This is a genomic window from Achromobacter sp. RTa (assembly GCF_000757485.1).
Lineage (GTDB): Bacteria > Pseudomonadota > Gammaproteobacteria > Burkholderiales > Burkholderiaceae_B > Achromobacter.
The window spans coordinates 1-26,620 of record NZ_JPYO01000005.1 but is presented as its reverse complement, the minus strand read 5'-3'; the positions used below and the strand labels follow the sequence as shown (position 1 = coordinate 26,620).

At 67.4% G+C, this 26,620-nt stretch carries 28 protein-coding genes and 1 pseudogene; 9 read left to right on the top strand and 20 right to left on the bottom strand.

What is annotated here, in order from left to right:
* Positions 1–7: 7 nt before the first annotated feature.
* Together JL37_RS02910 and JL37_RS02905 are read right to left on the bottom strand one after the other, a co-directional pair.
* Positions 8–202 (bottom strand): annotated as a pseudogene (locus JL37_RS02910) (DUF1993 family protein); the annotation flags it as partial.
* A complete protein-coding gene (locus tag JL37_RS02905) occupies positions 199–1,272 on the bottom strand; it encodes a PHB depolymerase family esterase (protein WP_043541876.1) in 1,074 nt (357 codons plus the stop codon). The gene JL37_RS02905 and the pseudogene JL37_RS02910, both read right to left, overlap by 4 nt.
* A gap of 215 nt (positions 1,273–1,487) precedes the next feature.
* On the opposite strand from JL37_RS02905, the gene JL37_RS02900 reads away from it, so the two are divergent.
* Complete coding sequence (locus JL37_RS02900) at positions 1,488–2,132, top strand: hemolysin III family protein (protein WP_043541875.1); 645 nt, start codon at positions 1,488–1,490, stop codon at positions 2,130–2,132.
* An 18-nt stretch (positions 2,133–2,150) separates the two neighbouring features.
* Here JL37_RS02900 and JL37_RS02895 read toward each other — a convergent pair whose 3' ends face one another.
* On the bottom strand, positions 2,151–3,350 hold the full coding sequence (locus tag JL37_RS02895) for an NAD(P)/FAD-dependent oxidoreductase (RefSeq protein WP_043541874.1): 1,200 nt from the start codon (positions 3,348–3,350) through the stop codon (positions 2,151–2,153).
* Between the two features lie 301 nt (positions 3,351–3,651).
* Positions 3,652–4,419 (bottom strand): helix-turn-helix domain-containing protein, encoded by a 768-nt coding sequence (locus tag JL37_RS02890; protein ID WP_043541873.1) that lies wholly within the window; start codon positions 4,417–4,419, stop codon positions 3,652–3,654.
* A 127-nt stretch (positions 4,420–4,546) separates the two neighbouring features.
* Here JL37_RS02890 and JL37_RS02885 point away from each other — a divergent pair, with 127 nt between their 5' ends.
* The 3 genes from JL37_RS02885 (at position 4,547) to JL37_RS02875 (ending at position 6,789) form a co-directional block, all read left to right on the top strand.
* Positions 4,547–5,359, top strand: coding sequence for a sulfite exporter TauE/SafE family protein (locus tag JL37_RS02885; protein ID WP_043541872.1), 813 nt, complete (start codon positions 4,547–4,549; stop codon positions 5,357–5,359).
* A 205-nt stretch (positions 5,360–5,564) separates the two neighbouring features.
* Positions 5,565–5,972, top strand: coding sequence for a DUF4168 domain-containing protein (locus JL37_RS02880; protein ID WP_043541871.1), 408 nt, complete (start codon positions 5,565–5,567; stop codon positions 5,970–5,972).
* 118 nt (positions 5,973–6,090) lie between these two features.
* Entirely contained in the window at positions 6,091–6,789 is a 699-nt protein-coding gene (locus tag JL37_RS02875) for a glutathione S-transferase family protein (protein WP_043541870.1), read from the top strand.
* 24 nt (positions 6,790–6,813) lie between these two features.
* Here JL37_RS02875 and JL37_RS02870 read toward each other — a convergent pair whose 3' ends face one another.
* Both JL37_RS02870 and JL37_RS02865 read right to left on the bottom strand, forming a co-directional pair.
* On the bottom strand, positions 6,814–7,575 hold the full coding sequence (locus JL37_RS02870; RefSeq protein ID WP_043541868.1) for an ABC transporter permease: 762 nt from the start codon (positions 7,573–7,575) through the stop codon (positions 6,814–6,816).
* Entirely contained in the window at positions 7,572–8,495 is a 924-nt protein-coding gene (locus tag JL37_RS02865) for an ABC transporter ATP-binding protein (protein ID WP_043541867.1), read from the bottom strand. Before JL37_RS02865 ends, JL37_RS02870 begins: the two co-directional genes overlap by 4 nt.
* A 383-nt stretch (positions 8,496–8,878) precedes the next feature.
* On the opposite strand from JL37_RS02865, the gene JL37_RS02860 reads away from it, so the two are divergent.
* On the top strand, positions 8,879–9,217 hold the full coding sequence (locus JL37_RS02860; protein WP_043541866.1) for a zinc ribbon domain-containing protein YjdM: 339 nt from the start codon (positions 8,879–8,881) through the stop codon (positions 9,215–9,217).
* A 33-nt stretch (positions 9,218–9,250) separates the two neighbouring features.
* Here the strand turns inward: JL37_RS02860 and JL37_RS02855 are convergent, their stop codons facing one another.
* The 10 genes from JL37_RS02855 to JL37_RS02810 form a co-directional block, all read right to left on the bottom strand.
* Entirely contained in the window at positions 9,251–9,487 is a 237-nt protein-coding gene (locus JL37_RS02855) for a hypothetical protein (protein ID WP_043541865.1), read from the bottom strand.
* Between the two features lie 15 nt (positions 9,488–9,502).
* Positions 9,503–9,712, bottom strand: coding sequence for a FixH family protein (locus JL37_RS02850; RefSeq protein WP_043541864.1), 210 nt, complete (start codon positions 9,710–9,712; stop codon positions 9,503–9,505).
* A 20-nt stretch (positions 9,713–9,732) separates the two neighbouring features.
* On the bottom strand, positions 9,733–11,223 hold the full coding sequence (gene ccoG / locus JL37_RS02845) for a cytochrome c oxidase accessory protein CcoG (RefSeq protein WP_043541863.1): 1,491 nt from the start codon (positions 11,221–11,223) through the stop codon (positions 9,733–9,735).
* A 74-nt stretch (positions 11,224–11,297) separates the two neighbouring features.
* On the bottom strand, positions 11,298–12,245 hold the full coding sequence (gene ccoP / locus JL37_RS02840; RefSeq protein ID WP_043541862.1) for a cytochrome-c oxidase, cbb3-type subunit III: 948 nt from the start codon (positions 12,243–12,245) through the stop codon (positions 11,298–11,300).
* Positions 12,242–12,418, bottom strand: a complete 177-nt coding sequence (locus JL37_RS02835; protein ID WP_043541861.1) for a cytochrome oxidase — start codon at positions 12,416–12,418, stop codon at positions 12,242–12,244. The genes ccoP and JL37_RS02835 overlap by 4 nt, the downstream gene beginning before the upstream one ends.
* A gap of 2 nt (positions 12,419–12,420) precedes the next feature.
* A complete protein-coding gene (gene ccoO, locus JL37_RS02830; RefSeq protein WP_043541860.1) occupies positions 12,421–13,113 on the bottom strand; it encodes a cytochrome-c oxidase, cbb3-type subunit II in 693 nt (230 codons plus the stop codon).
* A gap of 10 nt (positions 13,114–13,123) precedes the next feature.
* Positions 13,124–14,611, bottom strand: a complete 1,488-nt coding sequence (gene ccoN, locus JL37_RS02825) for a cytochrome-c oxidase, cbb3-type subunit I (RefSeq protein ID WP_043541859.1) — start codon at positions 14,609–14,611, stop codon at positions 13,124–13,126.
* A gap of 156 nt (positions 14,612–14,767) precedes the next feature.
* On the bottom strand, positions 14,768–14,929 hold the full coding sequence (gene ccoS / locus JL37_RS29895) for a cbb3-type cytochrome oxidase assembly protein CcoS (RefSeq protein ID WP_043541858.1): 162 nt from the start codon (positions 14,927–14,929) through the stop codon (positions 14,768–14,770).
* On the bottom strand, positions 14,926–15,897 hold the full coding sequence (locus tag JL37_RS02815) for a membrane protein (RefSeq protein WP_043541856.1): 972 nt from the start codon (positions 15,895–15,897) through the stop codon (positions 14,926–14,928). The genes ccoS and JL37_RS02815 overlap by 4 nt, the downstream gene beginning before the upstream one ends.
* A gap of 89 nt (positions 15,898–15,986) precedes the next feature.
* Positions 15,987–17,255: an adenosylmethionine--8-amino-7-oxononanoate transaminase gene (locus JL37_RS02810; RefSeq protein WP_043541855.1), complete on the bottom strand. Its 1,269-nt coding sequence runs from the start codon at positions 17,253–17,255 to the stop codon at positions 15,987–15,989.
* A 169-nt stretch (positions 17,256–17,424) separates the two neighbouring features.
* On the opposite strand from JL37_RS02810, the gene JL37_RS02805 reads away from it, so the two are divergent.
* Genes JL37_RS02805 through bioD form a run of 3 tightly spaced genes read left to right on the top strand, consistent with a single transcriptional unit; the run spans position 17,425 to position 20,725 of the window.
* Positions 17,425–18,612: an aminotransferase class I/II-fold pyridoxal phosphate-dependent enzyme gene (locus tag JL37_RS02805; RefSeq protein WP_043541854.1), complete on the top strand. Its 1,188-nt coding sequence runs from the start codon at positions 17,425–17,427 to the stop codon at positions 18,610–18,612.
* The gene (locus JL37_RS02800; RefSeq protein WP_043541853.1) at positions 18,612–19,292 is read left to right on the top strand and encodes an alpha/beta fold hydrolase; all 681 of its coding nucleotides are present in this window, start codon (positions 18,612–18,614) and stop codon (positions 19,290–19,292) included. Before JL37_RS02805 ends, JL37_RS02800 begins: the two co-directional genes overlap by 1 nt.
* Positions 19,289–20,725 carry a dethiobiotin synthase gene (gene bioD / locus JL37_RS02795; protein WP_043541852.1) on the top strand — a complete coding sequence of 479 codons (1,437 nt, stop codon included), beginning with the start codon at positions 19,289–19,291 and terminating at the stop codon, positions 20,723–20,725. The genes JL37_RS02800 and bioD overlap by 4 nt, the downstream gene beginning before the upstream one ends.
* Positions 20,726–20,886: 161 nt before the next feature.
* Here bioD and aceA read toward each other — a convergent pair whose 3' ends face one another.
* Positions 20,887–22,206, bottom strand: a complete 1,320-nt coding sequence (aceA, locus tag JL37_RS02790; RefSeq protein WP_043541851.1) for an isocitrate lyase — start codon at positions 22,204–22,206, stop codon at positions 20,887–20,889.
* A 322-nt stretch (positions 22,207–22,528) separates the two neighbouring features.
* Here aceA and queF point away from each other — a divergent pair, with 322 nt between their 5' ends.
* Positions 22,529–23,353 carry an NADPH-dependent 7-cyano-7-deazaguanine reductase QueF gene (gene queF, locus JL37_RS02785; RefSeq protein WP_043541850.1) on the top strand — a complete coding sequence of 275 codons (825 nt, stop codon included), beginning with the start codon at positions 22,529–22,531 and terminating at the stop codon, positions 23,351–23,353.
* A 15-nt stretch (positions 23,354–23,368) separates the two neighbouring features.
* On the opposite strand, the gene JL37_RS02780 is transcribed toward queF, so the two are convergent.
* The 3 genes from JL37_RS02780 to pgsA all read right to left on the bottom strand — a co-directional run bounded on the left by JL37_RS02780 (position 23,369) and on the right by pgsA (position 26,470).
* Positions 23,369–24,370: a cytochrome-c peroxidase gene (locus JL37_RS02780; RefSeq protein WP_043541848.1), complete on the bottom strand. Its 1,002-nt coding sequence runs from the start codon at positions 24,368–24,370 to the stop codon at positions 23,369–23,371.
* 107 nt (positions 24,371–24,477) lie between these two features.
* Complete coding sequence (locus JL37_RS02775) at positions 24,478–25,782, bottom strand: MFS transporter (RefSeq protein WP_043541847.1); 1,305 nt, start codon at positions 25,780–25,782, stop codon at positions 24,478–24,480.
* Between the two features lie 115 nt (positions 25,783–25,897).
* On the bottom strand, positions 25,898–26,470 hold the full coding sequence (pgsA, locus tag JL37_RS02770; protein ID WP_043541846.1) for a CDP-diacylglycerol--glycerol-3-phosphate 3-phosphatidyltransferase: 573 nt from the start codon (positions 26,468–26,470) through the stop codon (positions 25,898–25,900).
* Positions 26,471–26,620: the final 150 nt, after the last annotated feature.

The window sequence follows — 26,620 nt, the reverse complement described above, 5'->3', positions numbered from 1 at the left end:
GCTCAGGCTAGGGCTGCGGGTACGGCCCCAGGAAATCGAGCTTGCCGATCTTCACGCCCGCCTGCCGCAGGATGCCGTACGCCGTCGTGACGTGGAAATAGAAGTTGGGCAGCGCGAACGTCAGCAGATAGTCGTCGCCCCGGAATTCCTGCTTGAAGTCGCCGAAAGCCAATGTGATCTTGCGGCTTTCGGCGCCGTTCAACTCCCCGCGCGGCGCTGCGCCTGGAAGAAACGCCAGATCAGCGACGAGGCATCGGGGCCGCTGCGGGCGTGGTACCGGATGGCCGCGTCGCCGCCGCTCCAGGCGTGTTCCAGCCGCGTGATCTCGCACAGGCGCAGCACGGTGTTCTGGCCGCGCAGCATGTCCACACGGCGATAGGCCTTTTCCGTGCCCAGGCCCAGCACGTGTTCGATCGGGGAGCGCTCGGGCGACAGGCCATTGAGCAGGCGGAACTGTTCGAACAGTTGGCGCGCGTTGCGCGGCGCCACCGCCGGGTCCAGCTGGCCTTGCAGGATCATGGCAGGCATGCCCAGCTGGAACACGGCCGGATCCGCCACGCGCTGCAAAAGGGGCAGCAGCGGCTTGAGGGTGCCGCGCCGCATGGTGCCGATGCCGCCGGCCGCGCTGTGGGCGTCGCCCACGACCGGGCCCGAATGCATGGCCACCGCGGCGATCAGGCGAGGATGCCGGAGCGCCACCAGCGCGGCCATGCCGGCGCCGGCCGACAGGCCGGCGACATAGATACGTTCGGGATCCAGTCCGAACCGGTCCGACTCCGACCGGATCAGGGCGGCGATCAGGTCGGCCTCCGCGCCGCCATGCGCATCGTCGGGCTGGAACCAGCGCCAGCAGCGCTGCACCTGCCGGGCCAGCGACTGCTGCGGATACAGCACCATGAAACCGCCGGCGTCGGCCCATTGATTCATGCGGGAACCGCGGGCGAACGCCAGCGAAGTCTGCCTGCAGCCATGCAGCATCACCACGAGCGGCATGCCGGAGCGCGGCGCGGAATCGGGGGTATAGCGGGAGAAGCCGAGCCGTTGGCCCCGGCTGTCGGAGAACTGCCTGGCGGCCTCCCAGCGGCCGCAACCCAGGGAGGGAGCCGCGGACGCGGCGGATTTGGCGGCCTGCCGGGCGGCGACGGTGGCCTTGCGCCGGGTGGCGCTGCGCCGCTTGGCAGTCTGCGGAGCCGCCGCGCGCAGGGCGGCTCGCTGCAGCCTGCCGAGTTTCTTCGCGGTTTTGAAAAACAGACTGGTAAAACTGCGCGCCATTCGAGGCCTCGGCCAGTAAACCCGTTGAGCATGACACCGGCATGGAATGTATCACACAGTAACTTCCGGCCGGCGGTGGTCCCGCCCCCAGGGCAGCCCCTGGTTTGCACAAGATCAAACCGGCCCCTCATCGCCGGCGCAAAGTGCGGCGCCGGCCTTGAGGCGGCGCATCAAAGCGCCTATGGTGGAACCTTCGGGCCAACCAAGACGCATTCATGTTTCCCAACGACAGACCCCAGACATTCGGCGAGGAAATCGCCAACACCATCAGCCACGGCGTGGGCGCGGCCGGCGCCGTGGCATCGGCTCCCATCCTGATCGTCGCCGCCGTGCGCCAGGGCGACGCCGCCTTCATTGCGGGGGCCGCCGTCTTCGCCGCCTCGATGTGTCTGCTGTACCTGGCCTCCACCATCTATCACGCCCTGCCCCGCAGCCGCGCCAAACAGTTCTTCAATGTGCTGGACCATTCGGCCATCTACCTGCTGATCGCGGGCACCTACACGCCGTTCGCGCTGGGCGCGCTGCGCGGCCCCTGGGGCTGGACCCTCTTCGGCCTGGTCTGGGGCATGGCCCTGCTCGGCGTGGGGCTGAAGGCCAGCAAGCGCCTCAACCGCCCTGCGATTTCCACCGGCCTCTACCTGGCCATGGGCTGGCTGGTGCTCATCGCCGTGAATCCCCTGATCGAAAACGTGCCCACCGGCGGCTTGTGGTGGCTGGTCGCGGGCGGGCTGGCCTATACGGGCGGCGTGGTGTTCTTCGTGCTCGACAACCGCTGGCGCTACAGCCACTTCGTCTGGCATCTGTTCGTGCTTGCCGGCACCGTCTGCCACTTCTTCGCGGTGCTCTGGTACGCGGCCTGACGGCGCGCCCGCCTCTTCTCAATGGCGGCGGGCCGGGTCCGGCTGCGGCATGGCCAGAAGGCCGCGCTTCATCAGCGCGCGCATGCCGGGCACCAGCAAGGCTCCGCCGAACACCAGGTCGCGCCACAGCCCGGGCCCCGAGGCCTGGAAACAAGGCGTCAGCGCGCGGCTCAGCGTCTGGTACATCCGCGACGGCATGAGCCGGCTGCGGGCGTATTCCGCTGGCCCCCGGGCCGCGCCGTGCCGGCCCAGCGCGCGCGCCAGCGCCATGGCGTCCAAGGCCGCAAGCGTCGTGCCCAGGCCCAGCTGCGGGCTCATCGCATGGCCCGCGTCTCCCACCGCGCAATAAGGGCCCTTGGCCAATCCCCGCGGCCAGGTGTGGCGGTAGGTGGCCACCGCCAGGTCCTCGTGCCCTGAAATCTGGTCGACCACCGGCGCAGCCTCTGGCCACAAGGACAGCAGGCGCGCCTTCCATACACCGATGGGCGCGGCCCTCCAGGCCGGCAGGGCGTCGTGCCGGATGCTCCAGAAGAGGGACAGGCGCACGCCCTGCGGGCCGATCTCGGTCGGCAATAGTCCCATCATTTCGCGGGTGCCGCGAAACCGTTGCAGCAACTGCGTCGCGCCCGGCCAGCCCGGAACCCAGAACTGGCCCCACAGGGCTCCCCAGGGATAGGCGCGCGAGCGGGCGGCCAGCCCGGCCTGCTCACGCAGCGCCGAAGCGGCGCCATCGGCCGCTACGAAGAGGTCGAAGCAGGACTGGGCCTGGCCTTCGCCAGCGCCGTGCGTCACGAGCGCCTTGCCCTCCCGCGTGTCGAGCTCGCTGACCGGACAGCCGAACGAAAACTCCACGCCAGCCCGCCGCGCCGCGTCGAACAGCACCTCGCCCAAGGCCGCCCGGGTCACGGCTCGCGCGCCGTCGCCCTTGTAGTCGATATCCACGACCGGCCAGCCCCGGTGCGAAAGTCCCAGCAGGCGGTCGATGGGCGCGCCGACGTTCAAGGCCTCCACATCCACCCCGAGCGTTCTCAGCGCGCGCACGCCCGGCGGCTGCAACAACAGGCCCGCCCCCAGCGTGGTGAAGCCCTGGTGCTTTTCGAACACCCGCACCTGGTGGCCGTCGCGCGCCAGCGCCAGCGCGGTGGCCAGGCCTGCGCTGCCCGCGCCTGCGATGCCGATGGAGAGGGAGGGATGGCTGGAATGGGTCGCGTGCTTCATGAGTGCCGGCATAGTACCAACTACCGACAGGGCCTAGGGCCTGTTCACCCTAAATCGAGCCTTGCACAGGCCAGCCATCGGGCGGCTGGCTAGGCGTAGGCGCCGCCGCGTGGCTGTGCCACGCAAGGTGACTGCAACGACGCCAGCCGCCCGATGGCTGGCCTGCCCGAAGGGTGAGTACCCAAATGAACGCCTCTCTGCGTTGCGAATGCTCGCCGTGGTCCCGCCACGTCTGCGCTTCGCGCCTTGATAGGCGTTCATTTGGGTACTCATGCAAGGCTCGATTTAGTGTGAACAGGCCCTAGTCCTGGCGCAGGTATTCCGTGGGCGGACGCCCCAGCACGCGCCGGAACATCGTGGAAAACGCGGCGGGGCTCTGGTAGCCGAAATCCAGCGCGATGGCGGTGACGGGCGCGCCCGAGGCCAGGCGCGACAGCGCCAGCACCACGCAAGCGCGCTGGCGCCACTCCGAGAACGCCATGCCGGTCTGCCCGCGGAAATGGCGGCTGAAGGTGCGCGGGCTCATATGCAGGCGGCCGGCCCAGCCCTCGGGCGCGGCGCGCGCGTCGGGCGCGGCGATGAACTGCCTGCACAGGGCCGCCAGGCGCTCGTCGGGCGGCAGCGGGATATGCAGGGGCAGCACCGGCGCGCGCGCTATCTCATGCAGCAGCAAGGCCGCCAGCGCCCCGTCGCGTCCGGCCCGGTCGTACTCGGCGGGCATGTCCACCGCATCCATCAGCAACTGCCGCAATAGCGGCGAGACCTCGATCACCTCGCATGCCTGCCCATCGGCGCGCGCCACTCCCGGCTCGACGTAGGCGCTGCGCGTGCTGACGCCCAGCATGCGGACCTCGTGGACCACGCCAGCGGGAATCCACACGGCGCGCTGCGGCGGCACCACCCAGTTGCCGTCGCGGGTAGCGACCTGCATGACGCCGGTGGCGCCATACAGCAGCTGGGCGCGACGATGCGCGTGAGCCGGCAGCAACTGGCCGGGAGGGTAGTCGTTGCCGATGGCGACGACGGGGCGGTCCAGGTGGTCGTAGCGGTCTATATGGACATTGCGCATGGCGCTTGGGCCGCCAGGGCCGGCGGCGTATCTATTGGCCGAAATGCAAACATTATTGTCCCATCCTCGAAAGCGGGCCAGGCCTGGCCGCCGTATCGTGACCGTTTTCCCCGGGAGGACGGGCGGCATGATGTATCTGGTTCTGGCGTTTTTCGGTTGTCTGAGCGGCGTGACGACCGTGCTGTTCGGCTTCGGCGGCGGTTTCGTCGTGGTGCCCGTGCTGTATGGCGTGCTGACCGCCACCCACGGCACGCAGGACGCGATCGGCCAGTCGGCCATGCACATCGCGGTGGCCACCTCCACCTGCGTCATGATCGTCAACTCGGTGGCGGCCACACGCAAGCACCAGCGCGCCGGCAACATCCTGCGGGCCTATGTCTGGCCGCTGGCGGCCTTCATCGCGGCGGGCTCGCTGTTGGGCGCGCTGGCCGCCACCCGCGCCAGCGGCGGACTGGTGCGCTACGCCTTCATCGCCTATCTGGCCGTGACCATCCTGGACTGCCTGCTGCGCCAGGGCTTCATGGCGCAAGGCGAGGCGCGGCCAAGGCCGCTGGGCGCGGGCGTGATGGTGGGCGGCGGCGCGGCCATCGGCGCGATCGCGGCCTTTCTGGGAGTCGGCGGCAGCGTCATGACGGTGCCCCTGCTTCGGCGCCGGGGCCTGCCCATGTCCAAAGCCGCGGCCATGGCCAATCCGCTGACGCTGCCCGTCGCCATCGTCGGCACGCTGGCCTACATGGCGGCCGCCCGCGGCCTGCCGCAGGCCCTGGCGCCATGGATCGTGGGCTACGTGGACCTGCTGGCCTTCGCCGCCCTGGCTCTGGGCTCGCTGGCGGGCATCCGGCTGGCGGCGCCCCTGATCCCCCGCATCCCCGACCGCATGCACGCCCGCGTCTATGTGCTGCTGCTGGCGCTGGTGATGCTGAGCATGCTGGCCGTCTAGGGCCGCCGAACACCTAAGGAAACATCGCGGCCAGCAGCGACTACGAAAGCGCGCAAAACGTTTCCGGCGCTGCGCGGGGAGCGCCCTCCCGCGCAGCGCGCGCATCCGGTGGCCTGCCGACACAGGAAAACACATCGCGAAACTTGCTCCTGGACGGGGCCGATTGTCATCATGGGCAGACATTCAACCGGAACATGGAGGTTTCATGCAGCGTTCCACTTACGCATTCCTATCCGCCGCCCTGCTGACGACGGCGCTGTCCGGTGCCCCCGCCCTTGCGCAACAGGCCAGCCAGGCGCAAGCCCAGGCCCAGCAGCAAATGGCGCCCCCGCCCGCGATCAAGCCGACCGACCAGCAATTGCAGCGCTTCGCGTCGGCGTCGCAGAAGATCTCCGGCGTCGTGGACGAATACCGGCCCAAGGTCGACGCCGCCAAGACGGACGAAGCCAAGCAGCAGGTCGTCCAGGAAGCCGACGCCAAGATGGTGCAACTGGTCCGCGCGGACGGACTGACCGTCGAGGAATTCAACGGCATCGGCCAGGCCGTGCAGCAGGACCCCCAGCTCAAGCAACGCGTGATGAACCTGAGCAAGGGCGGTCCCGCCACCAAGTAATGCCGCCCCGCCCCCCGCCGCGGCAAACGCCACGCGCCTTCGGGAGCGTGGCGTTTTTTCTTTCTGCAGTTATGCTGTTTCCGTTTCTCCCCCAGTCCTGTCCAAGGAGCGCGGAATCTTGACCCCGGATCTCACCCTTTATGACCTGGCGGGCGCCGACCCGTCGCTGCGGTTCAGCCCGCATTGCTGGAAAACGCACATGGCGCTGGCCCACAAAGGCCTGTCCGCCACGACCGTGCCCTGGCGCTTCACCGAGAAGGAGGCCATCGACTTTTCCGGCCAGAAGCTGGTGCCGGTGCTGGTGCATGGCACGCATGTGGTAAGCGATTCCTGGCAGATCGCGTGCTATCTCGAAGAAGCCTTCCCCGAGCGCCCCTCCCTCTTCGGCGGCGCGGCCGGCCGCGCGCTGAGCCTCTTTGCGAACTCCTGGGCGGACGCCACGCTGGTGCCCACGCTGGCCCGCCTGCTGCTTCCCGGCATCCATGGCCTGATCCACGACAAGGACAAGGACTACTTCCGCGCAACGCGCGAAAAACGCTTCGGCAAGCTGGAGGACCTGCCCGCGATACGGGACGAGCAGCTCGCCGCGCTGCGCGCGTCGCTGCTGCCGCTGCGGCAAACGCTGGGCAGGCAACCCTATCTGTCCGGCGAGCAGCCCGCCTACGCGGACTACGCGGTGTTCGGCATGTTCATGTGGGCCCGTTGCACCTTCCCCCTGGAGCTGTTGGCCGAGGACGATCCCGTCCACGCCTGGCGCGAACGCCTGCTGGACGCCTTCGGCGGCATGGCGCGCGCCGCGCCGGTCTGCGCGCCCTGATCCGAACGCCGGACTGGGCCGGCGCTAGGTCTTGAGCCGGTAGCCCGTCTTGAAGATCCAGCGCACGCCCAGCACGCAGGCCAGCAGGAAGGCCAGCGTCATGCCCACGCTGATGCCCACGCTGACGTCGGCCACTCCGTAGAACGCCCAGCGGAACCCGCTGACCAGGTACACGACCGGATTGAACAGCGTGACGGCCTGCCAGAACGGCGGCAGCATCTTGATGGAATAGAAAGTGCCGCCCAAGAAGGTCAGCGGCGTGATGATCATGAGCGGAATGATCTGCAGCTTCTCGAAACCGTCGGCCCAGATGCCGATGATGAAGCCGAACAGGCTGAACGTCACGGAAGTGAGGACCAGGAAGGCCAGCATCCAGATGGGATGCGCCACCTCGAAGGCCACGAACAGCCGCGCCGTGGCCAGCATGATCAACCCCAGGATGATGGACTTGCTGGCGGCCGCCCCGACGTAGCCCATGACGATCTCCACATAGGAAATGGGCGCCGAGTGGATTTCGTAGATGGTGCCGGAAAACCTCGGCATGTAGATGCCGAAGGAAGCATTGGCGACGCTCTGCGTCAGCAGCGAAAGCATGATCATGCCGGGCACGATGAAGGCGCCGTAGCTCACGCCGTCGATCTCGACCATGTGCGAGCCGATGGCGGAGCCGAACACCACGAAGTACAGCGACGTGGAGATCACGGGCGACAGCACGCTCTGCATCAGCGTGCGCCACGCGCGGGCCATTTCAAACAGGTAGATAGCGCGGATGGCGTAGAAATTCATGATTGACCGTGCACCAGGCTGACAAAGATATCCTCGAGCGAGCTTTCGGAAGAATTCAGGTCCGTGAACTCGATCTCCAGCCTGCCCAGTTCATGCAGCAGCCGCGAGATCTCGCCGCCGCCCTGGTTGTCGTAGGTATAGACCAGCTTGTAGCCGTCGGCCGACAGGTCCAGCTGAAAACCGTCGAGCGCCGTCGGAATGCCGGGCAACGGCGCCTTCAGGGTGAGGGCCAGCTGGCGCTTGCCGAGTTTTTTCATGAGCGCGTTCTTTTCCTCGACCAGGATGATCTCGCCCTTGCGGATCACGCCGATCCGGTCGGCCATTTCCTGGGCTTCCTCGATGTAGTGCGTGGTCAGGATGATGGTGACGCCGCTTTCGCGCAACCGCCGCACCATTTCCCACATACCGCGCCGCAACTCCACGTCCACCCCGGCGGTGGGTTCGTCCAGGAACAGGATCGCGGGCTCGTGCGACAACGCCTTGGCGATCATGACCCGGCGCTTCATGCCGCCCGACAGCGCCATGATGCGGCTGTCCTTCTTGTCCCAGAGGGAGAGGTCGCGCAGCACCTTCTCGACGTAGGCGTGGTCGGCCGGCTTGCCGAACAGCCCGCGGCTGAAGTTGACGGTGTTCCAGACGCTTTCGAATGCGTCGGTGGAGATCTCCTGCGGCACCAGCCCGATCTTGGCGCGCGCCGCGCGGAATTCGGACACGATGTCGTGGCCGTCGGCCAGCACCCTGCCCCCGGTCGGATTGACGATGCCGCAGATAATGCTGATCAGCGTCGTCTTGCCCGCTCCGTTCGGTCCGAGCAGGGCGAAGATTTCTCCGCGCTGGATATCCAGGTTCACGTTCTTGAGCGCCTGAAATCCCGATGCGTACCGTTTGGATAGATCCTGGACTGAAATGACCGGCTGCACACGCGCCCCCAATTGATCGATAGCCGGGAATTTTACCCGCCGCGCCGCGGCGGCTTGTTTGGCGTGGCGGAACAGTGTGTTTTGGAAATGGAGGGGACGGGACGTGTCTGACACCCGTACTGCACGAAGCGCCAGGCTTGACGCAGCGCATCAGGGTGTCTGGCACCGATCGGGACGGCAATCTCTTCCCTCGGGGTGTCAGACACCCGGCGACACGGCTGCAATTCGTACCGTCATCGCGTACGGGTGTCAGACACTGGCATCGGGCGGGCGTGTCTGACACTGGCGTCGGCCGGGCGTGTCGGATACCTGGCCGCAGGGCTGCCGCGCCGTATACTTGCGGGTTGCGCGAACCGCGCCGTTTTTGCACCAGAGGTTTACCCGTGAGCGCCTTGCCCGCCTGTCCGAAATGCCAGTCCGAATTCACCTATGAGGACGGCGCCCTGTACATCTGCCCGGAATGCGCGCACGAATGGCCGCAGCAGGCCGCCGAAGCCGCCGAGGAAGCCAAGGTCTACCGAGATTCGGCCGGCAACGTCCTGCAGGACGGCGATACCGTCACCGTCATCAAGGACCTGAAGCTGAAGGGGTCCGGCGGCGTGATCAAGATGGGGACCAAGGTCAAGGGCATCCGGCTCGTCGACAGCGACCACGACATCGACTGCAAGATCGACGGCTTCGGCTCCATGAGCCTCAAGTCGGAATTCGTCAAGAAGGTCTAGCCCTCCCGGGGGGCCGCAACCCGGCGGGCGCGGCTACAGGTCCTCGTCTTCGTCGGGCTTGGGCATCAGGTAGGCCGTCAGCGTGCTGGACAGGCCCGCCATGACCCAAAGCACAAAGAAAGACACCGTGTAGAAGCCCATGCGCCCCGTCGGCACGTGGCCGAAGATCGCCACGTCCAGAGGGTCGATCAGGGCGAAGATCAGCGCGCTCCCCGCCGCTGCCGCCAGGAACGACGGCCACAGTATCCACATCAACGATCTCAAGCCCATCTGTGCACTCCCGGTTTACGGATTGGCGCTCGGAGCGGCCTGCTCGACGACCAGGCCGCGCTTGACGACGCCATCCTGGATCGGCTGGTTGGTGAAATTCGTGAACGCGAAATAGATCGTGACGAAGCAGCCGATCATGGCCGCGAAGGGCCCGGCCATGAGTATCCACGGCCAGGGCTCACGGTACCAGGGCTTGACGGGCTGCGCGGCGGGAGCGGCGTTCATGGGCATATCCTTTTCAGTGCTTAGTCGGGGACGTAGAAGCTCGCGGCTTCGTCGGTTTCGATCTGGCGGTTCTCGCCGTCCTGGCCGCGCGCGCGCAGCGTGATGGGATGGGCGCCGGGTTGCGAGCCGGCCGGGGCGCGGATCACCATCGGCACCAGCTTGTTGGCCGCCGGCTCCACGTCCACCGTGTCGGAGCCCTGCTGGCCCGCCATCACGGCCAGGCCCGGCATGCCCTCGGCGGACAGGCGCAGGTGCATGGGCTGGTCGGACGTGTTGATGATCTGGAGCCGGTACACGTTTTCGATCAGGCCGCCGGCCACTTCGCGGCCCAGGGCGCCGCGGTCGCGGATGATGTCTACCCGCAAGGGGTTGCGCATGGCCAGCGAAACCACGAACGCAACGGCCAACCCCAGGATCAGCGTGCCGTATATCAGCACGCGCGGGCGAAGCAGATGGGACCGCGCGCTCTTGGCGGACAGGCCGTCGAGCATCGCGCGCTCCGAGGTGTAGCGGATCAGCCCGGGCTCGTACTGCATCTTGTCCATGACCTGATCGCAGGCGTCGATACAGGCGCCGCAGCCGATGCACATGTATTGCAGGCCGTCGCGGATGTCGATGCCCGTCGGACAGACCTGCACGCACAGGCTGCAATCGACGCAATCGCCCATTCCTGCCGCCTTGTGGTCGACCTTGCGCGAGCGTCCGCCGCGCGGATCGCCGCGGCGCTTGTCGTAGGTGACCACGAAGGTGTCCGGGTCCACCATCACGCTCTGGAAACGTGCGTAGGGGCACATGTATTTGCACACCGATTCGCGCATGAAGCCGGCGTTGCCCCAGGTGGCGAAGCCGTAGAACAGCATCCAGAACCACTGCCAGGGCCCCAGCTGCAGGGCGAAGAGCTCGTGGCCCAGTTCGCGGATGGGCGCGAAATACCCGATGAAGGTGGAGCCGGTCCACCAGGCCAGCGCGATCCAGAGGAAATGCTTGGTCAGCTTCAGGCGGGCCTTGCGCCAGGTCCAGGGCGATTCGTCCAGGCGGATGCGCGCGATGCGGTCGCCTTCGACCTTGCGCTCGATCCACATGAAGATCTCGGTATAGACGGTCTGCGGACAGGCATAGCCGCAGAAGAGGCGCCCCGCCACCGCGGTGAACAGGAACAGCGCCAGGGCCGATATGACGAGCAGCACGGCCAGGTAGACCACATCCTGCGGCCACAGCACCAGGCCGAAGAGATAGAACTTGCGCGCGCCCAGGTCGAACAGCACGGCCTGGCGCCCGTTCCACTGCAGCCAGGGCAGGCCGTAGAAAACCAGCTGCGTGATGAAAACGAACGCGATGCGCCAACGGGCGAAGATGCCGCTGACGGACCGCGGGTAGATCTTGCTGCGCACGCCCGCCAGCGTCTGTTCCAGGGTTTCCTGTCCGGGACGCGGCGGCCTCGTGTGCGGCCGCCAGGGCGGCGGGTCACCGCCAGGCGAATTGCCGACGCTTGCGGTTGACCCATCTTCCATTTGCTGCTCCCTGCTGTAAGTCCAGTGATGTGGGAGCCGCCCTTGCGCTCCCACTTAAGCGCCGTTTATGCCCTTTACTTCGCCGCCTCGGCCGTTGCCTGGGGCGCCGCGCCGGGCTTGTTCGACAAGCCCCAGACCCACGCCGTCAGGATCTTGATCTGCTCGGGCGTCAGGATGTCCTGGTGCGCGGGCATGCGGTTGTCGCGGCCATCCAGGATCGTCTTTACGATGGTCGCCTCGGAGCTGCCATACAGCCACACGTCGTCCGTGAGGTTGGGCGCGCCCATGGCCTGGTTGCCCTTGCCGTCCACGCCGTGACAGGCGACGCAGAAGTTGGCGAATTCGCGCTTGCCGCGGAACACGCGGACCGGATCGGCCGTCAGGCCCGACAGCGAACGCACGTACTGGGCGATGTCGCCGGCCGTCTTGGGATCGATCGCCGCCTTCCAGGGCGGCATCACGCCGACGCGGCCATGCGTGATGGTCTGGGTGATGGCCTCGGGAGTGCCGCCGTGCAGCCAGTCTCCGTCCGCCAGGTTGGGGAAGCTGGGGCCGCCCTTGGCGTCCGAACCGTGGCATTGCGCGCAGGTGTTCAGGAACAGGCGCTGGCCGATTTCACGGGCGCCGGGATCCTGGGCGATCTGCGGAATGTCCATGGTCTCGAAGCGCGCGTAGATCGGCCGCACGGCCTCGGCCATCCTGGCCTGCTGCTGCGCGACTTCCTGCGTGCTGCTGTAACCCAGCTGGCCCTTGTATTCGCCCAGGCCCGGCATGAAGAACAGGTAGCCCAGCGCGAAGCCGCAGGCCAGCAGGTACATCCAGGTCCACCAGCCGGGCACCGGGTTGTTGAGCTCGGTCAGGTCGCCGTCCCAGACGTGGCCCGTGTCCTCGACCTGGCCATTGGCCGGCCTGGTGCTGAGCCAGCGGCGCTGCGTGTACAGCAGCCAGACGCACCAGAGCACGCCGCCCACGGCGATGATCGAGATGAAATACCCCCAAAAGCCGCTAACGAAATCGCTCATGACCGATTCGCTCCATCTTGTTGTGCCGGCCCGAATTCATCGGGCAGTGCGAACGGCAGCATGGCCGATTCGCGATTGGCGCTCTGGCGGCCGCGCGAGCAGGCCCACCAGACAATGCCGAAAAAGGTTGCCATCGAGATGGCGGTGACGATTGCGCTCAGGTAGCCCAGCATGGTCAGCCTCCCGTGGCGGCCGGCTGCGCGGCGGACTGGGCCGCCTTCCCGGCCTGCTCCGCCTGCTTGGCCTTGCGCACGCCGACGCCCAGACCCTGCAGGTAGGCGACCAGCGCGTCTTCCTCGGTCTTGCCTTCGATGGCCTTGGGCGCCGCCGCGATTTCCTCGTCGGTGTAGGGCACGCCCAGCTTGCGCAGGGCCCGCATGCGCTCGTCCACGTTCTGGCCGGTGATCACCGTCTTTTCCAGCCAGGGATAGGCGGGCATGTTGGACTCCGGCACCACCTTGCGTGGATCGCGCAGGTGGATGCGGTGCCAGTCGTCGGAATAGCGTTCGCCCACGCGCGCCAGGTCGGGACCGGTGCGCTTGGAGCCCCACAGGAACGGATGGTCGAAGACCGATTCCGCCGCGACCGAGTACGAACCGTAGCGCTGCACCTCTGCGGCCAGCACGCGCACCTGCTGCGAGTGGCAGCCGACGCAGCCTTCGCGAATGTAGACGTCGCGGCCCATCAGCCGCAGCGGGCTGTACGGTTCGACGCCCGCGACGGCCTGGGTCGTGCTGTGCTGGAAGAACAGCGGAATGATCTGAACCAGGCCCGCGAAGGACACCACCAGGATGCTGGCGATGATCATCCAGCCGATGTTCTTCTCGAGCGTCTCGTGAGAAAAGAAGCCGTGTTGCTTTTTGGCCATGATGTCCTCGTCAAGCAGTGGCCGGCACGGCGGTCGCGGGGACCGACGGACGCGCGGCATGGGGATCGTCTTGCGGAATGGCGGGGTTGACCGGGCGCGCGCCGCGCACCGTCATCCACACGTTCCAGGCCATGACGAACACACCCGACAGGAACAGCGTGCCACCCAGCAGGCGGATCAGGTAATACGGAACCCGCGTCTTCAGTTCTTCGACGAAGCTGTACACCAGGGTGCCGTCGGCGGCGGTATCGCGCCACATCAGGCCTTGCTGCACGCCGGCGATCCACATGGCGGCGATGTAGAGCACCACGCCGATGGTCGCGATCCAGAAGTGCAGTTCGATGGCCTTCACGCTGTACATCTTTTCGCGGCCGTAGAGGCGCGGAATCAGGTAGTAGAGCGAACCGAAGGAGATCATGGCGACCCAGCCCAGCGCGCCCGAGTGCACGTGGCCGATGGTCCAGTCCGTGTAGTGCGACAGCGCGTTGACCGTGCGGATCGACATCATCGAGCCTTCGAAGGTCGACATGCCGTAGAACGACAGCGCCGTCACCATGAACTTCAGGATCGGGTCGGTGCGCAGCTTGTACCAGGCGCCCTGCAGGGTCATGATGCCGTTGATCATGCCGCCCCACGACGGCGCCAGCAGGATCAGCGAGAAGGTCATGCCCAGCGACTGGGTCCAGTCGGGCAGCGAGGTGTACAGCAGGTGGTGCGGGCCCGCCCACATGTACGTGAACGCCAGCGCCCAGAAGTGGACGATGGACAGGCGGTAGGAATAGATGGGGCGACCGGCCTGCTTCGGCACGAAGTAATACATCATGCCCAGGAAGCTTGTGGTCAGGAAGAAGCCGACGGCGTTGTGGCCGTACCACCACTGCACCATGGCGTCCTGCACGCCGGCGTAGGCCGAGTAGGACTTCCACAGCGAAACCGGCATCTCGATGTTATTGAAGATATGCAGGATGGCGATCGTGAGGATGTACGAGCCGAAGAACCAATTGGCCACGTAGATGTGCTTGGACCGGCGCTTGACGATCGTGCCGAAGAACACGATGGCGTAGGCCACCCAGACCAGCGTGATCAGGATGTCGATGGGCCATTCCAGCTCGGCGTACTCCTTGCTGCTGGTGAAACCCATGGGCAGGGTGATGGCGGCGGCGACGATGACGATCTGCCAGCCCCAGAACGTGAACGCGGCCAGCGGGCCGCAGAACAGGCGCGCCTGACAGGTGCGCTGGACCACGTAGTACGACGTCGTGAACAGCGCGCTGCCGCCGAACGCGAAAATGACCGCGTTGGTATGCAGCGGGCGCAGGCGGCCGTACGACAACCATGCGATATCGAAGTTCAGCTGCGGCCAGATCAACTGCGCGGCGATAAATACGCCCACAGCCATGCCGACGATGCCCCAGACTACCGTCATGAGTGCGAACTGCCTCACGATCTTGTAGTTGAAGGTATCGGCCTTGCTTGCGATTGCTGTGCAATCGTTCATCACCCTACCCCTAAAGAGAAACAAATAGATCCAGGTTGCAATGATGGGGGCTGGCGGATAAACGGACGTTGATTTGGATCAAACCCTACAGGCAGTACAGGGGAACGCGCGGATTGCGCAACGGATCTATGGCGGGGCCGCGGATGCGGCCGGCCCTCAACCGCGGCCGGCGGGGCCGCTGTCGTCGTCGCGCAGGATGGCCGTGCCGGCGTCATCGGTGTCGTCGTACTGGCCGTTGAAGACGGCCCACCAGAGCGTCACGCCGATGGCGAGCACGAACAACAGGGACAAGGGCAGCAGCAGATAGAGGATGGTCATGAAGCCGCTTCCAGCGCGGCTCCCGACGGCGCGCCGGACCAGTCGCGGCGGCACAGACGCCAGGAGTTGTAGGCGACGGCCAGCGACGACACCAGCATGGTGATCGCGGCCAGCCACGGCGTGACCCAGCCGACCAGCGCCAGCGGCGTCATGAGCAGATGCCAGACCAGCGATCCGTTGAGATTCTGGCGGGCCTTGCGCCGCGCCTCGGCAAGCAGTGCGTCCAGCGCGGCGTCGGGCATGTTGGGATGGGCGGCCAGCGCCGAATGCGCGGAGGCCATGGCGGTGGGCACCGCCATCGACATGGCGCAGGGGCAGCTCATCACCAGCAGGGCCACCATCACGGGGATGCTGTGGGCCGGGTCGATCCAGGCCCAGGCAGCCGCGGCCGCAAGCGCCAGCGCAACCTGCGCCATCACGAAGCGCGAGGCCAGGCGGTCGGCGCGGGCGCCGAGCTCCAGCCGCTGCGCCTCCACGCGCTCATGGCGCAGCCCGCCGGCCGCGCCGCCGAAGGACTGGCGGGCGCACAGTTCCAGGTAGCGCGCGGTCAGCAGGAAGGCCACGAACATCGTGACCGAATCGAAATAGACCTCGCCCCGGCCGGTATAGGTGGCGTGGACGCTCGGGATGAAGGCGGCGACGATGCCCAGCGCCACCGGCACGTCCATGCCGGCGCGGCCTCGCCGCAGGTTGTCGCCCGCGTGGCGCCAGATCGGCCAGGCCGAATACAGCACCACGGGCACGGTCAGCGCCAGGCTGGCCCAATTCATCAGAACGATGGCCCAGTCCAGCGTTTCCAGCGCGTCCGCCGGCATGCTCTCGTGCCGCAGGTAGCCGGGCCAGGCGAACATCATGACCTGCATCATCGCCAGCCACGCCAGCGACAGGCGCACCAGCGCATGGCGGCGCTGCTGGCGTTCTGGCTGGGACAGGGCCGCCGGGACGGCGAAGATCGATTTTGCTCGCATGCGCCGATGGTAACCAGCGCGCCGCGCCCATGCCTTGATCTGAATCAAGGCGCCCGATCCGGCTTGCCTGATCCCCGTGCCGCCGGGGATCAGGGGCGCTGGCGGCCCAGCACGCCGGCCACGGCCCGCATCAGGCTGGCCAGTTCATCCTCGCCGATGGTCAGCGCCGGAGTCAGGTAGACGACGTTGCCGAAGGGCCGCACCCAGACGCCGGCTTCCACCAGGCGCCGTTTCAGGCCCTCGCGGTCGGCGATGCCGTCCAGTTCCACCACCCCGATGGCGCCCAGCACCCGCACGTCGCGCACCCAGCCGAGTTCGCGGCACGGCTCCAGCCCTGCCGCCAGCGCCTCGGAGATGGCCGCGGCCTGCGCCAGGCGCGGCTCGGTCTCGAACAGGTCCAGCGAGGCATTGGCCGCCGCGCAGGCCAGCGCATTGCCCATGAAGGTGGGGCCGTGCATCAGCGCGTGCGAGGGATCGTCGGACCAGAAGGCATCGAACACCCGGCTGCTGGCCACGGTGGCGGCAAGCGGCAAGGTGCCGCCGGTCAGGGCCTTGGACAGGGTCAGGATGTCCGGCCGGATGCCGGCCTGTTCGAACGCGAACATCGTGCCCGTCCGCCCGAAGCCGGTGAAGATCTCGTCGAAGATCAGCAGCAGGCCGTGCCGGTCGGCCAGGCGGCGCAGCCGCCGCAGCACTTCCGGGCTGTGCAGCAGCATGCCGCCCGCGCCCTGCACCAGCGGCTCGACCAGGATCCCAGCCAGCCGCTCGCCATGCTTATCCAGGTGGGCCTCCAGCGCGGCCAGCTCCGCGTCGCCGCGCGGCAGGTCGAGGATGTCGTGCTCGGCCAGCATGCCCCGGAACAGGCTATGCATGCCGTCCTCCGGATCGCACACCGCCATGGTGCCGAATGTATCTCCGTGATAGCCGCCCCGGAACGCCAGGAAACGGTCACGGCCGCGCTCGCCCTGGTTCAACCAGAACTGCAAGGCCATCTTCATGGCGACCTCGACCGCCACCGAGCCCGAATCCGTATAGAAGACACGGTCCAGCCCCGGCCCGAGCAGGCCGGCCAGCCGGCGCGCCAGGGTCAGCGCGGGTTCGTGCGTCAGCCCGCCGAACATCACGTGCGGCATGGCTTCCAGCTGGGCCCGGACCGCCTGCGCGATGTGCGGATGGTTGTAGCCGTGGCATGCTGTCCACCAGGAGGCCACCCCATCGATCAAGCTGCGGCCGTCGGCCAGTTCCAGCCGGCTGCCGTGGCTTCGCACCACGGGCAAGGGCGGCGTCGCCGTCTTCATCTGGGCATAGGGAAGCCAGATATGGGGCTGCCCCCGGGCCGCCCAATCGGGCATTTGCATGGATTACCTCCTGAAAACCGGCGGCCCGTGGCGCCCGCCCCGGCGCTGCCGGGAGAGGGCGGCGTCCGCCTCCACTACAATGGCCCGCATTCTACGGCCTGGCCGAGGACCTGCTTGCACCAATTGGCGCTTCGCGCAGGCCCTGGCCGGGCTGCCGCCGGATGGGCCGATGTCAAAGCTGGATTCACTGTTTACCTCCGAATTGGCGCGTGCGGAAGCGCGCCGCGTGCGCCGCCGCCTGCGCACGGCCACCGCCGCTGCTCCCGGACACATCGTGCTGGGCGGCGCGCCTATCCTGAACTTCTCCAGTAACGACTATCTCGGCCTGGCCCGGCATCCGCTGCTGGTCGAACGCGCCCGCGAATGGGCGGCCCGCCACGGGGCCGGCGCCCAGGCCTCGCGCCTGGTCTGCGGCAACCTGGACCTGCACGAGCAGGTGGAAGCCAAGCTCGCCCGCCTGAAAGGCACGGAAGCCGCGTTGCTGCTGGCCTCGGGCTGGCAGGCCAACGCCGCCGTGCTGCCCGCGCTGCTGCGGGCGGCCGCCAGCCAGGGCGACGTCGAGCTCTACGCCGACAAACTCAACCACGCCAGCCTGCACCACGGGTGCCAGGCGGCCGGCGTCAGGCAGATCCGGTTCCGGCACAACGACCTGGACCACCTGGAAAGCCTGATGGCGGCGCGGGCCGATGCGCAGCCGGGCAAGCCCGTCTCCCGCTTCATCGTCACGGAAAGCGTGTTCAGCATGGACGGAGACCGGACCGACGTGGCGCGCCTGGCCGGCCTGGCCGACCGCTACCAGGCGTTCGTCTACCTGGACGAAGCGCACGCCACCGGCGTGCTCGGCCCGGGCGGGATGGGCCTGGCGGGCCTGGCGCCGGGGCGGATCGACCTGGCGATGGGCACGTTCAGCAAGGCGCTGGGCGGGTTCGGCGCCTATGTCGCCGGCTCGCGCGCCCTGTGCGACTACCTGCTCAATGCCTGCTCGGGCTTCATCTACACGACGGCGCTGCCGCCCGCCGTGCTGGGCGCCATGGACGCGGCGCTGGACCTGGTCCCCGCGATGGATCACGAGCGCGCCCGCCTGGCGGCCGCCGGGGACCGCCTGCGCGCCGCCCTGCGGGAAATGGGGCTGGACACCGGCGCTTCCTCCACCCAGATCGTGCCGGCGCTCGTCGGCGACGAAGCGCGCGCGCTGGAGATGGCGGCCGGACTGGAGCAGCGCGGCCTGCTGGCCGTGGCGATCCGCCCGCCCACCGTGCCCGCCGGCACCAGCCGCCTGCGCGTCACGCTCAGCGCCGCGCACCGGGACGCCGACGTCTCCCGGCTGATCGACGGCTTTGCCGCGGTGCTGGCGTGATGCCCGGCCCCGTCCCGGCGCCGCCGGCGCGCCCCACCCTGCTCTTCGTCCACGGATGGGCCTTCGACGCTTCGGTCTGGACGACGCTGCGCGCCGAGCTGGACGACTGGCCGCAGGCCGTCTTCGACGCAGGCTACTTCGGCCCGGAGCAAGAGGCGCACGTCTCGGGCCCAGTGATCGCCATCGGCCACTCGCTGGGCGCGCTGCGGCTGCTGCGCCAATTGCCGCAGGCCTGCCTGGGCCTGGTTTCCATCAACGGCTTCCCGCGCTTCGCCGCCGCGCCCGGCTTCGATGAGGGCGTGCCCGCCCGCATGCTGGACCGCATGATCAAGCGTTTGTCGGCGGACCCGGCGGCGGTGCTGCGCGATTTCCGCCAGCGCTGCGGCGCGGCGTCGCCGTTCGGGGCTCCCCGGGTCGAACCCCTCGGCCGCGACCTGCATGCCCTGCGAGACGACGACCGGCGCGCTGCTCTGGCCGCGCTACCCGTGCCGCTGCTGGCCCTGGCCGGCGTAGAGGATCCCATCGTCCCCGCTCCGATGACGCGGGCGCTGTTCGCGGGACGCCCCTCCGGCGAGCTGTGCTGGCGCGAACGCGGCGGGCACCTGCTGCCCGTTTCCGACGCGCCGTGGTGCGCCGCGCGCATCCGCGCCTTCGTTTCCCGCGTGGCGCCGCAAGCATGACGCAGGCACGGCGCAACGCGCAGGTTGGCGCGCGCTTCGGCGCGGCGTCCCGGCACTACGATGACCACGCGCCCGTGCAGCGCATCGCGGCGGAACGGCTGGCTGGCGATATCGCCTTGCTGCCGCTGCCCCGGTTCCCGCGCATCCTGGAAATCGGCTGCGGCACGGGTCTGCTGACGCGAGCGCTGGCGCGCCGCCTCGGACCCGCCGACTGGACGGTGACCGACATCGCCCCCGGCATGCTGGAGGCGGCGCGGCGCCAGCCGCCCTTGCCCGGAATCGTCCGCTACCAGCTGCTGGACGGCGAATACCCCGAAGGCCTGCCCGGCGGCTATGACCTGATCTGCTCCAGCCTGGCGGTGCAATGGTTTTCCGACCTGAACGCCGGCCTGGGCCGGCTGGCCTCGCTGCTGGCCCCCGGCGGCCGCCTGGCGGTGGCGACCCTGGCCGCGGACACCTTCCATGAGTGGCGGGCGGCCCATGCCGCGGCCCGCCTGGACGCGGCCACGCCGGCCTATCCGCCCGCGGCCGCCATCCATCCGGACATGGGCAATCTGGCGGGTGGCGTGCGCGCGGAACGGCTGCTACATAATCATCCTGACGGTCTGCATTTTTTGAAAGGCCTGAAGGGCATAGGCGCCACCACCCCGGCGCCGGGAAGCAAGCCGCTCAGCGCCGCCGGGTTGCGCCGGGTGCTGGCGGCGTTTGACGAACAAGGAGCCACGGTGACGTATCACCTGGCCTATGGCATGTGGAAAAAATCTGATTCGCGCCCCGCGGGGGTGTTCGTGACCGGCACCGATACGGGCATCGGCAAGACGCTCGTCTCCGCCATCCTGGCGCGCGCCTGGAACGCCGACTATTGGAAACCGGTGCAGACGGGCGTGTCGGAAGAGCCGGGCGACACGGAAACCGTGGCGCAATTGGCCGGGCTGCCTCCGGAACGCCTGCACCTGCCCGCGTATGTGCTGCAGGCGCCCTTGTCTCCCTGGGCCGCGGCCACGCTCGAAGACGCCGTCGTCGACGCCACCAGCATCGTGCCGCCCCCCAGCCAGGCGCCGCTGATCGTGGAAGGGGCCGGCGGGCTCTACGTGCCCATCGACGACACTCACATGATGATCGACCTGATCGCGCGGCTGGATATGCCCGTGGTCCTGGCGGCGCGCAGCGGGCTGGGCACCATCAACCATACCCTGCTCAGCCTGGAGGCGCTCAGGCGCCGCGGCATCCCGGTGCTGGGCGTCATCATGAGCGGGCCGCTCTCGGCCGGCAACAAGGAAGCCATCGAACGGTTCGGCAACGTGCGCGTGCTGGCCGAGATTCCCCCCTTGGCCAGGGTCGATGCCGCAACGGTCGAAGCGCTGGCGCAAGGCATCCCTCCGTTGGACGACTGCCTGGCCGCGCTGGGCGGAGCTCCCGCGGTCGCGGAGTAGCTTTCGGCGGGCTGGCGGCGACGCATCGTGGAGGAACGCCTGGTGTACACGGCGTTCTTCGGGCTTTAAGTAAATCCAGGCAAAAAAAAAGGGTGCCCGGAGGCACCCAAATCCACCCTACAACAGCAACTACAACCGCACAAACTTGTTGCGATCCTCGATTACGCGGCCTTCTGGGCCTTGCCGTGCTCGAACTGGGCTTCCTCGGTGGAGCCCGTCAGCGCGGTGGTCGAGGATTGGCCGCCTTCGATCGTCTGCGTGACGGCGTCGAAGTAGCCGGTGCCGACTTCGCGCTGATGCTTCACGGCGGTGAAGCCCATTTCAGCGGCGGCGAATTCCTTCTGCTGCAATTCCACGAAGGCGCTCATCTGGCGGCGGGCATAGCCGTGGGCCAGTTCGAACATGCCGTAGTTCAGCGCATGGAAGCCGGCCAGCGTGATGAACTGGAACTTGTAGCCCATGGCGCCCAGCTCGCGCTGGAACTTGGCGATCGTGCCGTCGTCCAGGTTCTTCTTCCAGTTGAACGAGGGCGAGCAGTTGTACGCCAGCAGCTTGCCCGGGAATTGGCGATGGATGGCCTCGGCGAACTTGCGAGCGTATTCCAGGTTGGGCGTGGACGTTTCGCACCAGATCAGGTCGGCGTAGGGCGCATAGGCCAGGCCGCGCGAGATCGCCTGGTCGATGCCGGCCTTGGTGCGGAAGAAACCTTCCACGGTGCGCTCGCCCGTGATGAACGGACGGTCGTTCTCATCCACGTCGCTGGTCACCAGGTCCGCCGCGTCCGCGTCGGTGCGGGCCAGCAACACGGTGGGCGTGCCCATCGTGTCGGCCGCGAGGCGGGCGGACACCAGCTTGGACACGGCCTCGCGGGTGGGCACCAGCACCTTGCCGCCCATGTGGCCGCATTTCTTCACGGAAGCCAGCTGGTCCTCGAAGTGCACGCCGGCGGCGCCCGCCTCGATCATCGCCTTCATCAGTTCAAAGGCGTTCAGCACGCCGCCGAAACCGGCTTCGGCATCCGCCACGATGGGGGCGAAGAAATCGATGTAGCCCTCGTCGCCCGGGTTCTTGCCTTCCATCCATTGGATCTGGTCGCAGCGGGACAGCGAGTTGTTGATGCGGCGGACCACCTGCGGCACCGAATTGGCGGGGTACAGGGACTGGTCGGGATACATTTCGCCAGCCAGGTTGGCGTCGCCGGCGACCTGCCAGCCGGACAGGTAGATGGCCTTGAGGCCGGCCTTGACCTGCTGCATGGCCTGGTTGCCGGTCAGGGCGCCCAGCGAATTCACGAACGGTTCGCTGTGCAGGAGTTCCCACAGCCGGGTGGCGCCGCGGCGCGCCAGCGTGTGTTCCACGCCGATGGAGCCGCGCAGGCGGATGACGTCCTCGGCGCTGTAGTCGCGCTTGATGCCCTGCCAGCGGGAGTTCTCGGCCCAGTCCTTCTGCAGATTGCGGATTTCGGTTTCGCGGGTGCTCATGGTGATGCTCCTGGTCAGTGATGGGAAAGACTTCAAAGGATTCGCGTCTTGCATTGCGTGAATCGTTGGAGAAAGTCTAAGTCTCTGCTGCAGAGCAAGGTGAGCTTATGTCTTATACAAGACGAAAAATATTATCCATTAAAATCAGCCACTTATAAACTTGATTTCGTATCACGAAACGCAATTGTCATCTGTGAAATGGCCTGGCGCTGCTACGCAGCAGGCACTTTCATATGGCGAAGGTTACATTTCACAATGCAAAAATTCGTACTCCGCCGACGGCCTACAATGCGTCCATTCCCCTGTTTTCCGTGATTCCGCCATGACCTTGTCCCACGGTCCGCTCGGCCAGAGCGTGTCCTACGTTTCGCAGTACGACCCGACGCTGCTCTTCCCCATCGCGCGCTCGCACAACCGGGCCGCCCTGAACCTCGCCGAGGGCAAGCTGCCCTTCAAGGGCGTGGACCTGTGGAACGCCTACGAGCTGTCGTGGCTGGACGCCAAGGGCAAGCCCCGCATCGCCATGGCCACGTTCTCGGTGCCGGCGGACAGCCCCAACATCATCGAGTCCAAGTCCTTCAAGCTTTATCTGAATTCGTTCAACCAGACACGGCTGGTCAATTCGGCCGCGTTGCGCGGCCGGCTGGAGCGCGATCTGAGCGCCGCCGCCGGCGCCCCCGTGGGGCTGGACTTCTTCCTGCCCCAGCGTTTCTCCGAATTGCAGATGGGCGAACTGGACGGCGTCTATATCGATAAGCTCGACATCGAGATCGATACCTACGAGCCGGCGCCGGAAGTGCTGCGCACGCGGCCCGGCGATCCGGTCGAGGAAACGCTGGCATCGCGCCTGCTGAAATCGAACTGCCCCGTGACGGGCCAGCCCGACTGGGCCAGCGTGCAGATCCGCTACCGCGGCGCGCCCATAGACCGCGAATCGCTGCTGCGCTATATCGTGTCGTTCCGCCAGCATGCGGAATTCCACGAGCATTGCGTCGAGCGCATCTACACCGACATCATGCAGGCCTGCCGGCCCGAGCAGTTGACGGTCTACGCGCGCTACACCCGCCGGGGCGGCCTGGACATCAACCCCTGGCGCAGCAACTTCGAGGCAGGGCCTCCGGCGGACTTGCGCACCGTCCGCCAGTAGCCGTCCCCGCGCCCGCTACTTCAGGAAGGGTTCGGGCCTGGGCGTATCGTCCTCCGACGGCGGCAGCACCGGGTACTGGATCGCCGGCTGGTCGCCCGTCAGCGTTTTCAGGAAGGCCACGATCTGAGCGTTCTCGTCCGGCGTGAAGGTCCGGCCCAGCTGCAGCCGGCCCATCACGTCCACCGCCTGCGTCAGCGTGGCCGCCTCGCCGTCATGGAAGTACGGATAGGTCAGCGCCACGTTGCGCAACGTAGGCACCTTGAAGTTGAAGCGGTCGGCATCCTTGCCCGTGACGGCGGCGCGGCCTTCGGCCTTGTTCGCCGTCTGGTAGGGCGCGACCAGGCCCATTTTCTGGAACGAATTGCCGCCCACCGCCACGCCGTTGTGGCATGCAACGCAACCGCTGTTCTTGAAGAGCTCGTAGCCGGCCGCCTCACGCACAGTCAGCGCCTTCTTGTCGCCGCGCAGCCATTGGTCGAACCGTGAGTTGGGCGTCACCAGCGTTTCCTCGAACGCGGCCAGCGCGCCCGTCACCTCGTCGATCGTGATCCGGTCCTTGCCGAAAACCTGCTTGAATTCCGCCCGGTAGCCCGGAATGGAGTTCAGGACCTGGATGGCCAGTTCGTGCGTGGAAGCCATTTCCATGGGATTGGCGATCGGGCCGCCCGCCTGCTCGCGCAGGTCCTTGGCGCGGCCGTCCCAGAACTGGGCGATATTCAGGCTGGAGTTGAGCACCGTGGGCGAATTGATCGAGCCCTGCTGCCATTTGTGGCCGATGGACGCCTTGAGGTTGTCCGATCCGCCCATGGCGAGGTTATGGCAGGAATTGCAGGAAATCGCGCCGGACCGCGACAGGCGCGGGTCGAAAAACAGCTTCTTGCCAAGTTCCACCTTGGCCGGTTCCTTGATGACGGCCGGTTCCACCGGCTGTATCGGTTCCTGCGAGGCCGCCGACGCCAAAGGGTTCCAACAGGCCAAGGCGATCCCCGCCGCCAGCAATGCGCTTGCCTTATTCATGTGCTTCTCCTGGGTAATAACCTCTTCATTCATATGGTTATTACATCAGGCTGAAACCGTCCAGGCCTTGCGCCGCGTCAAACGGCGGCGCGGCCCGCCCGCAAGGTTCAGGAACGCGCCGCCGCTCCGCTCGCGGCGGCAGGCTCTGCCCGCCGCGCCTGCACGGCGATCCATTGGGCCAGCAGGGCCGCGGCGGCAAAGGCCACGCCCGCGCCCACCCAGGGGCCCTGGCGCAGGCCGGCGTCCAGCAGCAGGCCGAAGGCCAGCGGCCCAAGGGCCGAGCCCACGTCCATGCCGGAATAGACCAGCCCATAGACGGATCCGGTAGAGCCCTTGGGCGTCACGCGGCGGATCAGCATGTCGCGCGAGGGCGCCGCCACGCCGGAGCAGAAGCCCGCCAGGGCGACCACGGGCGCGGCCAGCACCGCAGGCACCAGGCCCAGGGCCAGGACGACCAGGGTCAGGCCCGCCAGGATCAGCGCCACCATGACGGTGCGCTCGGTGCGCGGATTGGCCGACACGAGGAAGCCGCCCGCGGCCATGCCGACCGCGGAGGCCACCATATAGCCCGACAGCGCCGAGCTGGCGGCGACCTTGGACAGGTCGTACAGCTGGCCCAGGAGCGGAATGGTGTAGTTCTGCACCGACGACAAGGCGATGGAGGTGCAGGCGAAGAACAGGAAAGCGCCCCACAGCGCAGGCTTGGACAGCAGCGTCGCCAGGGTGGTCAGCACGCCCTCCTGCGGCTTGGCGGCCGGCTTGGCGGCGGGTTTGCCGGCCGCGGCATCCGTCTGGCCGTCCTGCGGCAGCGGGCCGCCGAGCAGGTCCCGTCCCAGCACGGTCAAGAGCAGCACCAGCGCCACCAGACCGGCGGCGCTGTAGGCCGCCGCCCGCCAGTCGGCCAGCAAGGTGATGGTCGTGATGAAAACGGGGGTGAGCGCCCAGCCCAGGTTGCCCGTCAGCCCGTGCGTGGAAAAAGCGTGCCCCAGCCGCGGCGCGGTGATGCGATGGTTGATGATGGAATAGTCGGCCGGATGGAACACCGAATTGCCGACGCCGCCCACCACCGCCGCCGCGATCAGCATCGCGTAGCCCGTGGCCGAGCCGATCAGCAGGCCCGACAGCACGAAGCACGCCAACCCGAACCACAGCACCGGCCGCGCGCCGATGCGATCGACCACGAAGCCCGAAGACGCCTGCCCGATGCCCGACACCACATAGAAGGTGGAAACCAGCAGCCCCAGCCGCGCGAAGTCCAGGCCGAACTCGTTGCCCAGGGAGACGTATAGCGACGGCAGCACCAGCTGGAAAAAGTGCGAGGAGGCATGCGCCACCCCGATCAGCAGGATGATCTTCCAATCGCGCCGGCGGACGGCGGCGTCCATGGCCAGGGTATTCGCAGCGGTATTCATCGCAAAAGGCCGCGGGCGGCGGCAAGGTGCGGGCGCCTGCGGCGCCGCGCGGGTTGTCTCCGGCGGCGTCCGGGTCCGGAGGCCGCATTCTGGTATTTCGGGGCGAACCCCGGTGCTACAGCGCTTTTTCGCGGATGGCGGGCCAGGCGCGTTGCAGGTAATACAGCATGGACCACACCGTCAGCACAGCCGCGACGACGATCAGCACATCGCCCAGCAACTTGGTGCTGACACCGTAGACCGGCTGGTTGTACAGCAGGCAGGGAATGGCGACCATCTGCGCGGCCGTCTTGAATTTACCCAATCGATGCACCGCCACGCTGGCGCTGGCGCCGATCTTGGCCATCCATTCGCGCAGGGCGGAAATCGTGATTTCCCGGCCGATGATGATCAGCGAGATGAAGGCGTCGACGCGGCTGAGATCCAGCAGGACGATCAGCGCGGCGCAAACCATCAGCTTGTCGGCCACGGGATCGAGAAAAGCGCCGAACGCGGACGTCTGGTTCCAGCGGCGGGCCAGCCAGCCGTCGAACCAGTCGGTCAGGGCCGCGATGATGAAGGCCCAGGCAGCCAGGGTGTCGCGCGTAGGCACGGACATCCAGCTGTCGGGCAAGTAGAACAGCCCGACCACCAGCGGAATCATGGCGATGCGCAGCCATGTCAGGATAATGGGTACGTTAATTGGCATAGTGTCCGTATGCTACATCAAGCTCCCCCCGAAGCGCCTCCGAGGGGCTGCAAGCACGCAACGCGTGCGCAGCCTAGGGACCCACAGAAGAATAGCCGCGCCGCCGCCGGGCCGCCCCAAGGCGGCGCAGTGTATGGACCGGGGACATGG

Excerpts from the sequence above, each read along its gene's own strand:
- JL37_RS02775 (WP_043541847.1), bottom strand. The coding sequence starts at position 25,782 with ATGAATACCGCTGCGAATACCCTGGCCATGGACGCCGCCGTCCGCCGG.
- ccoG (WP_043541863.1), bottom strand. The coding sequence starts at position 11,223 with ATGGAAGATGGGTCAACCGCAAGCGTCGGCAATTCGCCTGGCGGTGAC.
- JL37_RS02850 (WP_043541864.1), bottom strand. The coding sequence starts at position 9,712 with ATGAACGCCGCTCCCGCCGCGCAGCCCGTCAAGCCCTGGTACCGTGAG.
- JL37_RS02835 (WP_043541861.1), bottom strand. The coding sequence starts at position 12,418 with ATGCTGGGCTACCTGAGCGCAATCGTCACCGCCATCTCGATGGCAACC.
- JL37_RS02900 (WP_043541875.1), top strand. The coding sequence starts at position 1,488 with ATGTTTCCCAACGACAGACCCCAGACATTCGGCGAGGAAATCGCCAAC.
- JL37_RS02805 (WP_043541854.1), top strand. The coding sequence starts at position 17,425 with ATGTCAAAGCTGGATTCACTGTTTACCTCCGAATTGGCGCGTGCGGAA.
- ccoO (WP_043541860.1), bottom strand. The coding sequence starts at position 13,113 with ATGGCCAAAAAGCAACACGGCTTCTTTTCTCACGAGACGCTCGAGAAG.
- JL37_RS02780 (WP_043541848.1), bottom strand. The coding sequence starts at position 24,370 with ATGAATAAGGCAAGCGCATTGCTGGCGGCGGGGATCGCCTTGGCCTGT.
- queF (WP_043541850.1), top strand. The coding sequence starts at position 22,529 with ATGACCTTGTCCCACGGTCCGCTCGGCCAGAGCGTGTCCTACGTTTCG.
- aceA (WP_043541851.1), bottom strand. The coding sequence starts at position 22,206 with ATGAGCACCCGCGAAACCGAAATCCGCAATCTGCAGAAGGACTGGGCC.
- ccoS (WP_043541858.1), bottom strand. The coding sequence starts at position 14,929 with ATGACCATCCTCTATCTGCTGCTGCCCTTGTCCCTGTTGTTCGTGCTC.
- JL37_RS02905 (WP_043541876.1), bottom strand. The coding sequence starts at position 1,272 with ATGGCGCGCAGTTTTACCAGTCTGTTTTTCAAAACCGCGAAGAAACTC.
- bioD (WP_043541852.1), top strand. The coding sequence starts at position 19,289 with ATGACGCAGGCACGGCGCAACGCGCAGGTTGGCGCGCGCTTCGGCGCG.
- JL37_RS02895 (WP_043541874.1), bottom strand. The coding sequence starts at position 3,350 with ATGAAGCACGCGACCCATTCCAGCCATCCCTCCCTCTCCATCGGCATC.
- JL37_RS02810 (WP_043541855.1), bottom strand. The coding sequence starts at position 17,255 with ATGCAAATGCCCGATTGGGCGGCCCGGGGGCAGCCCCATATCTGGCTT.
- JL37_RS02815 (WP_043541856.1), bottom strand. The coding sequence starts at position 15,897 with ATGCGAGCAAAATCGATCTTCGCCGTCCCGGCGGCCCTGTCCCAGCCA.
- ccoP (WP_043541862.1), bottom strand. The coding sequence starts at position 12,245 with ATGAGCGATTTCGTTAGCGGCTTTTGGGGGTATTTCATCTCGATCATC.
- pgsA (WP_043541846.1), bottom strand. The coding sequence starts at position 26,470 with ATGCCAATTAACGTACCCATTATCCTGACATGGCTGCGCATCGCCATG.
- JL37_RS02890 (WP_043541873.1), bottom strand. The coding sequence starts at position 4,419 with ATGCGCAATGTCCATATAGACCGCTACGACCACCTGGACCGCCCCGTC.
- JL37_RS02880 (WP_043541871.1), top strand. The coding sequence starts at position 5,565 with ATGCAGCGTTCCACTTACGCATTCCTATCCGCCGCCCTGCTGACGACG.
- JL37_RS02800 (WP_043541853.1), top strand. The coding sequence starts at position 18,612 with ATGCCCGGCCCCGTCCCGGCGCCGCCGGCGCGCCCCACCCTGCTCTTC.
- JL37_RS02870 (WP_043541868.1), bottom strand. The coding sequence starts at position 7,575 with ATGAATTTCTACGCCATCCGCGCTATCTACCTGTTTGAAATGGCCCGC.
- JL37_RS02885 (WP_043541872.1), top strand. The coding sequence starts at position 4,547 with ATGATGTATCTGGTTCTGGCGTTTTTCGGTTGTCTGAGCGGCGTGACG.
- JL37_RS02855 (WP_043541865.1), bottom strand. The coding sequence starts at position 9,487 with ATGGGCTTGAGATCGTTGATGTGGATACTGTGGCCGTCGTTCCTGGCG.
- ccoN (WP_043541859.1), bottom strand. The coding sequence starts at position 14,611 with ATGAACGATTGCACAGCAATCGCAAGCAAGGCCGATACCTTCAACTAC.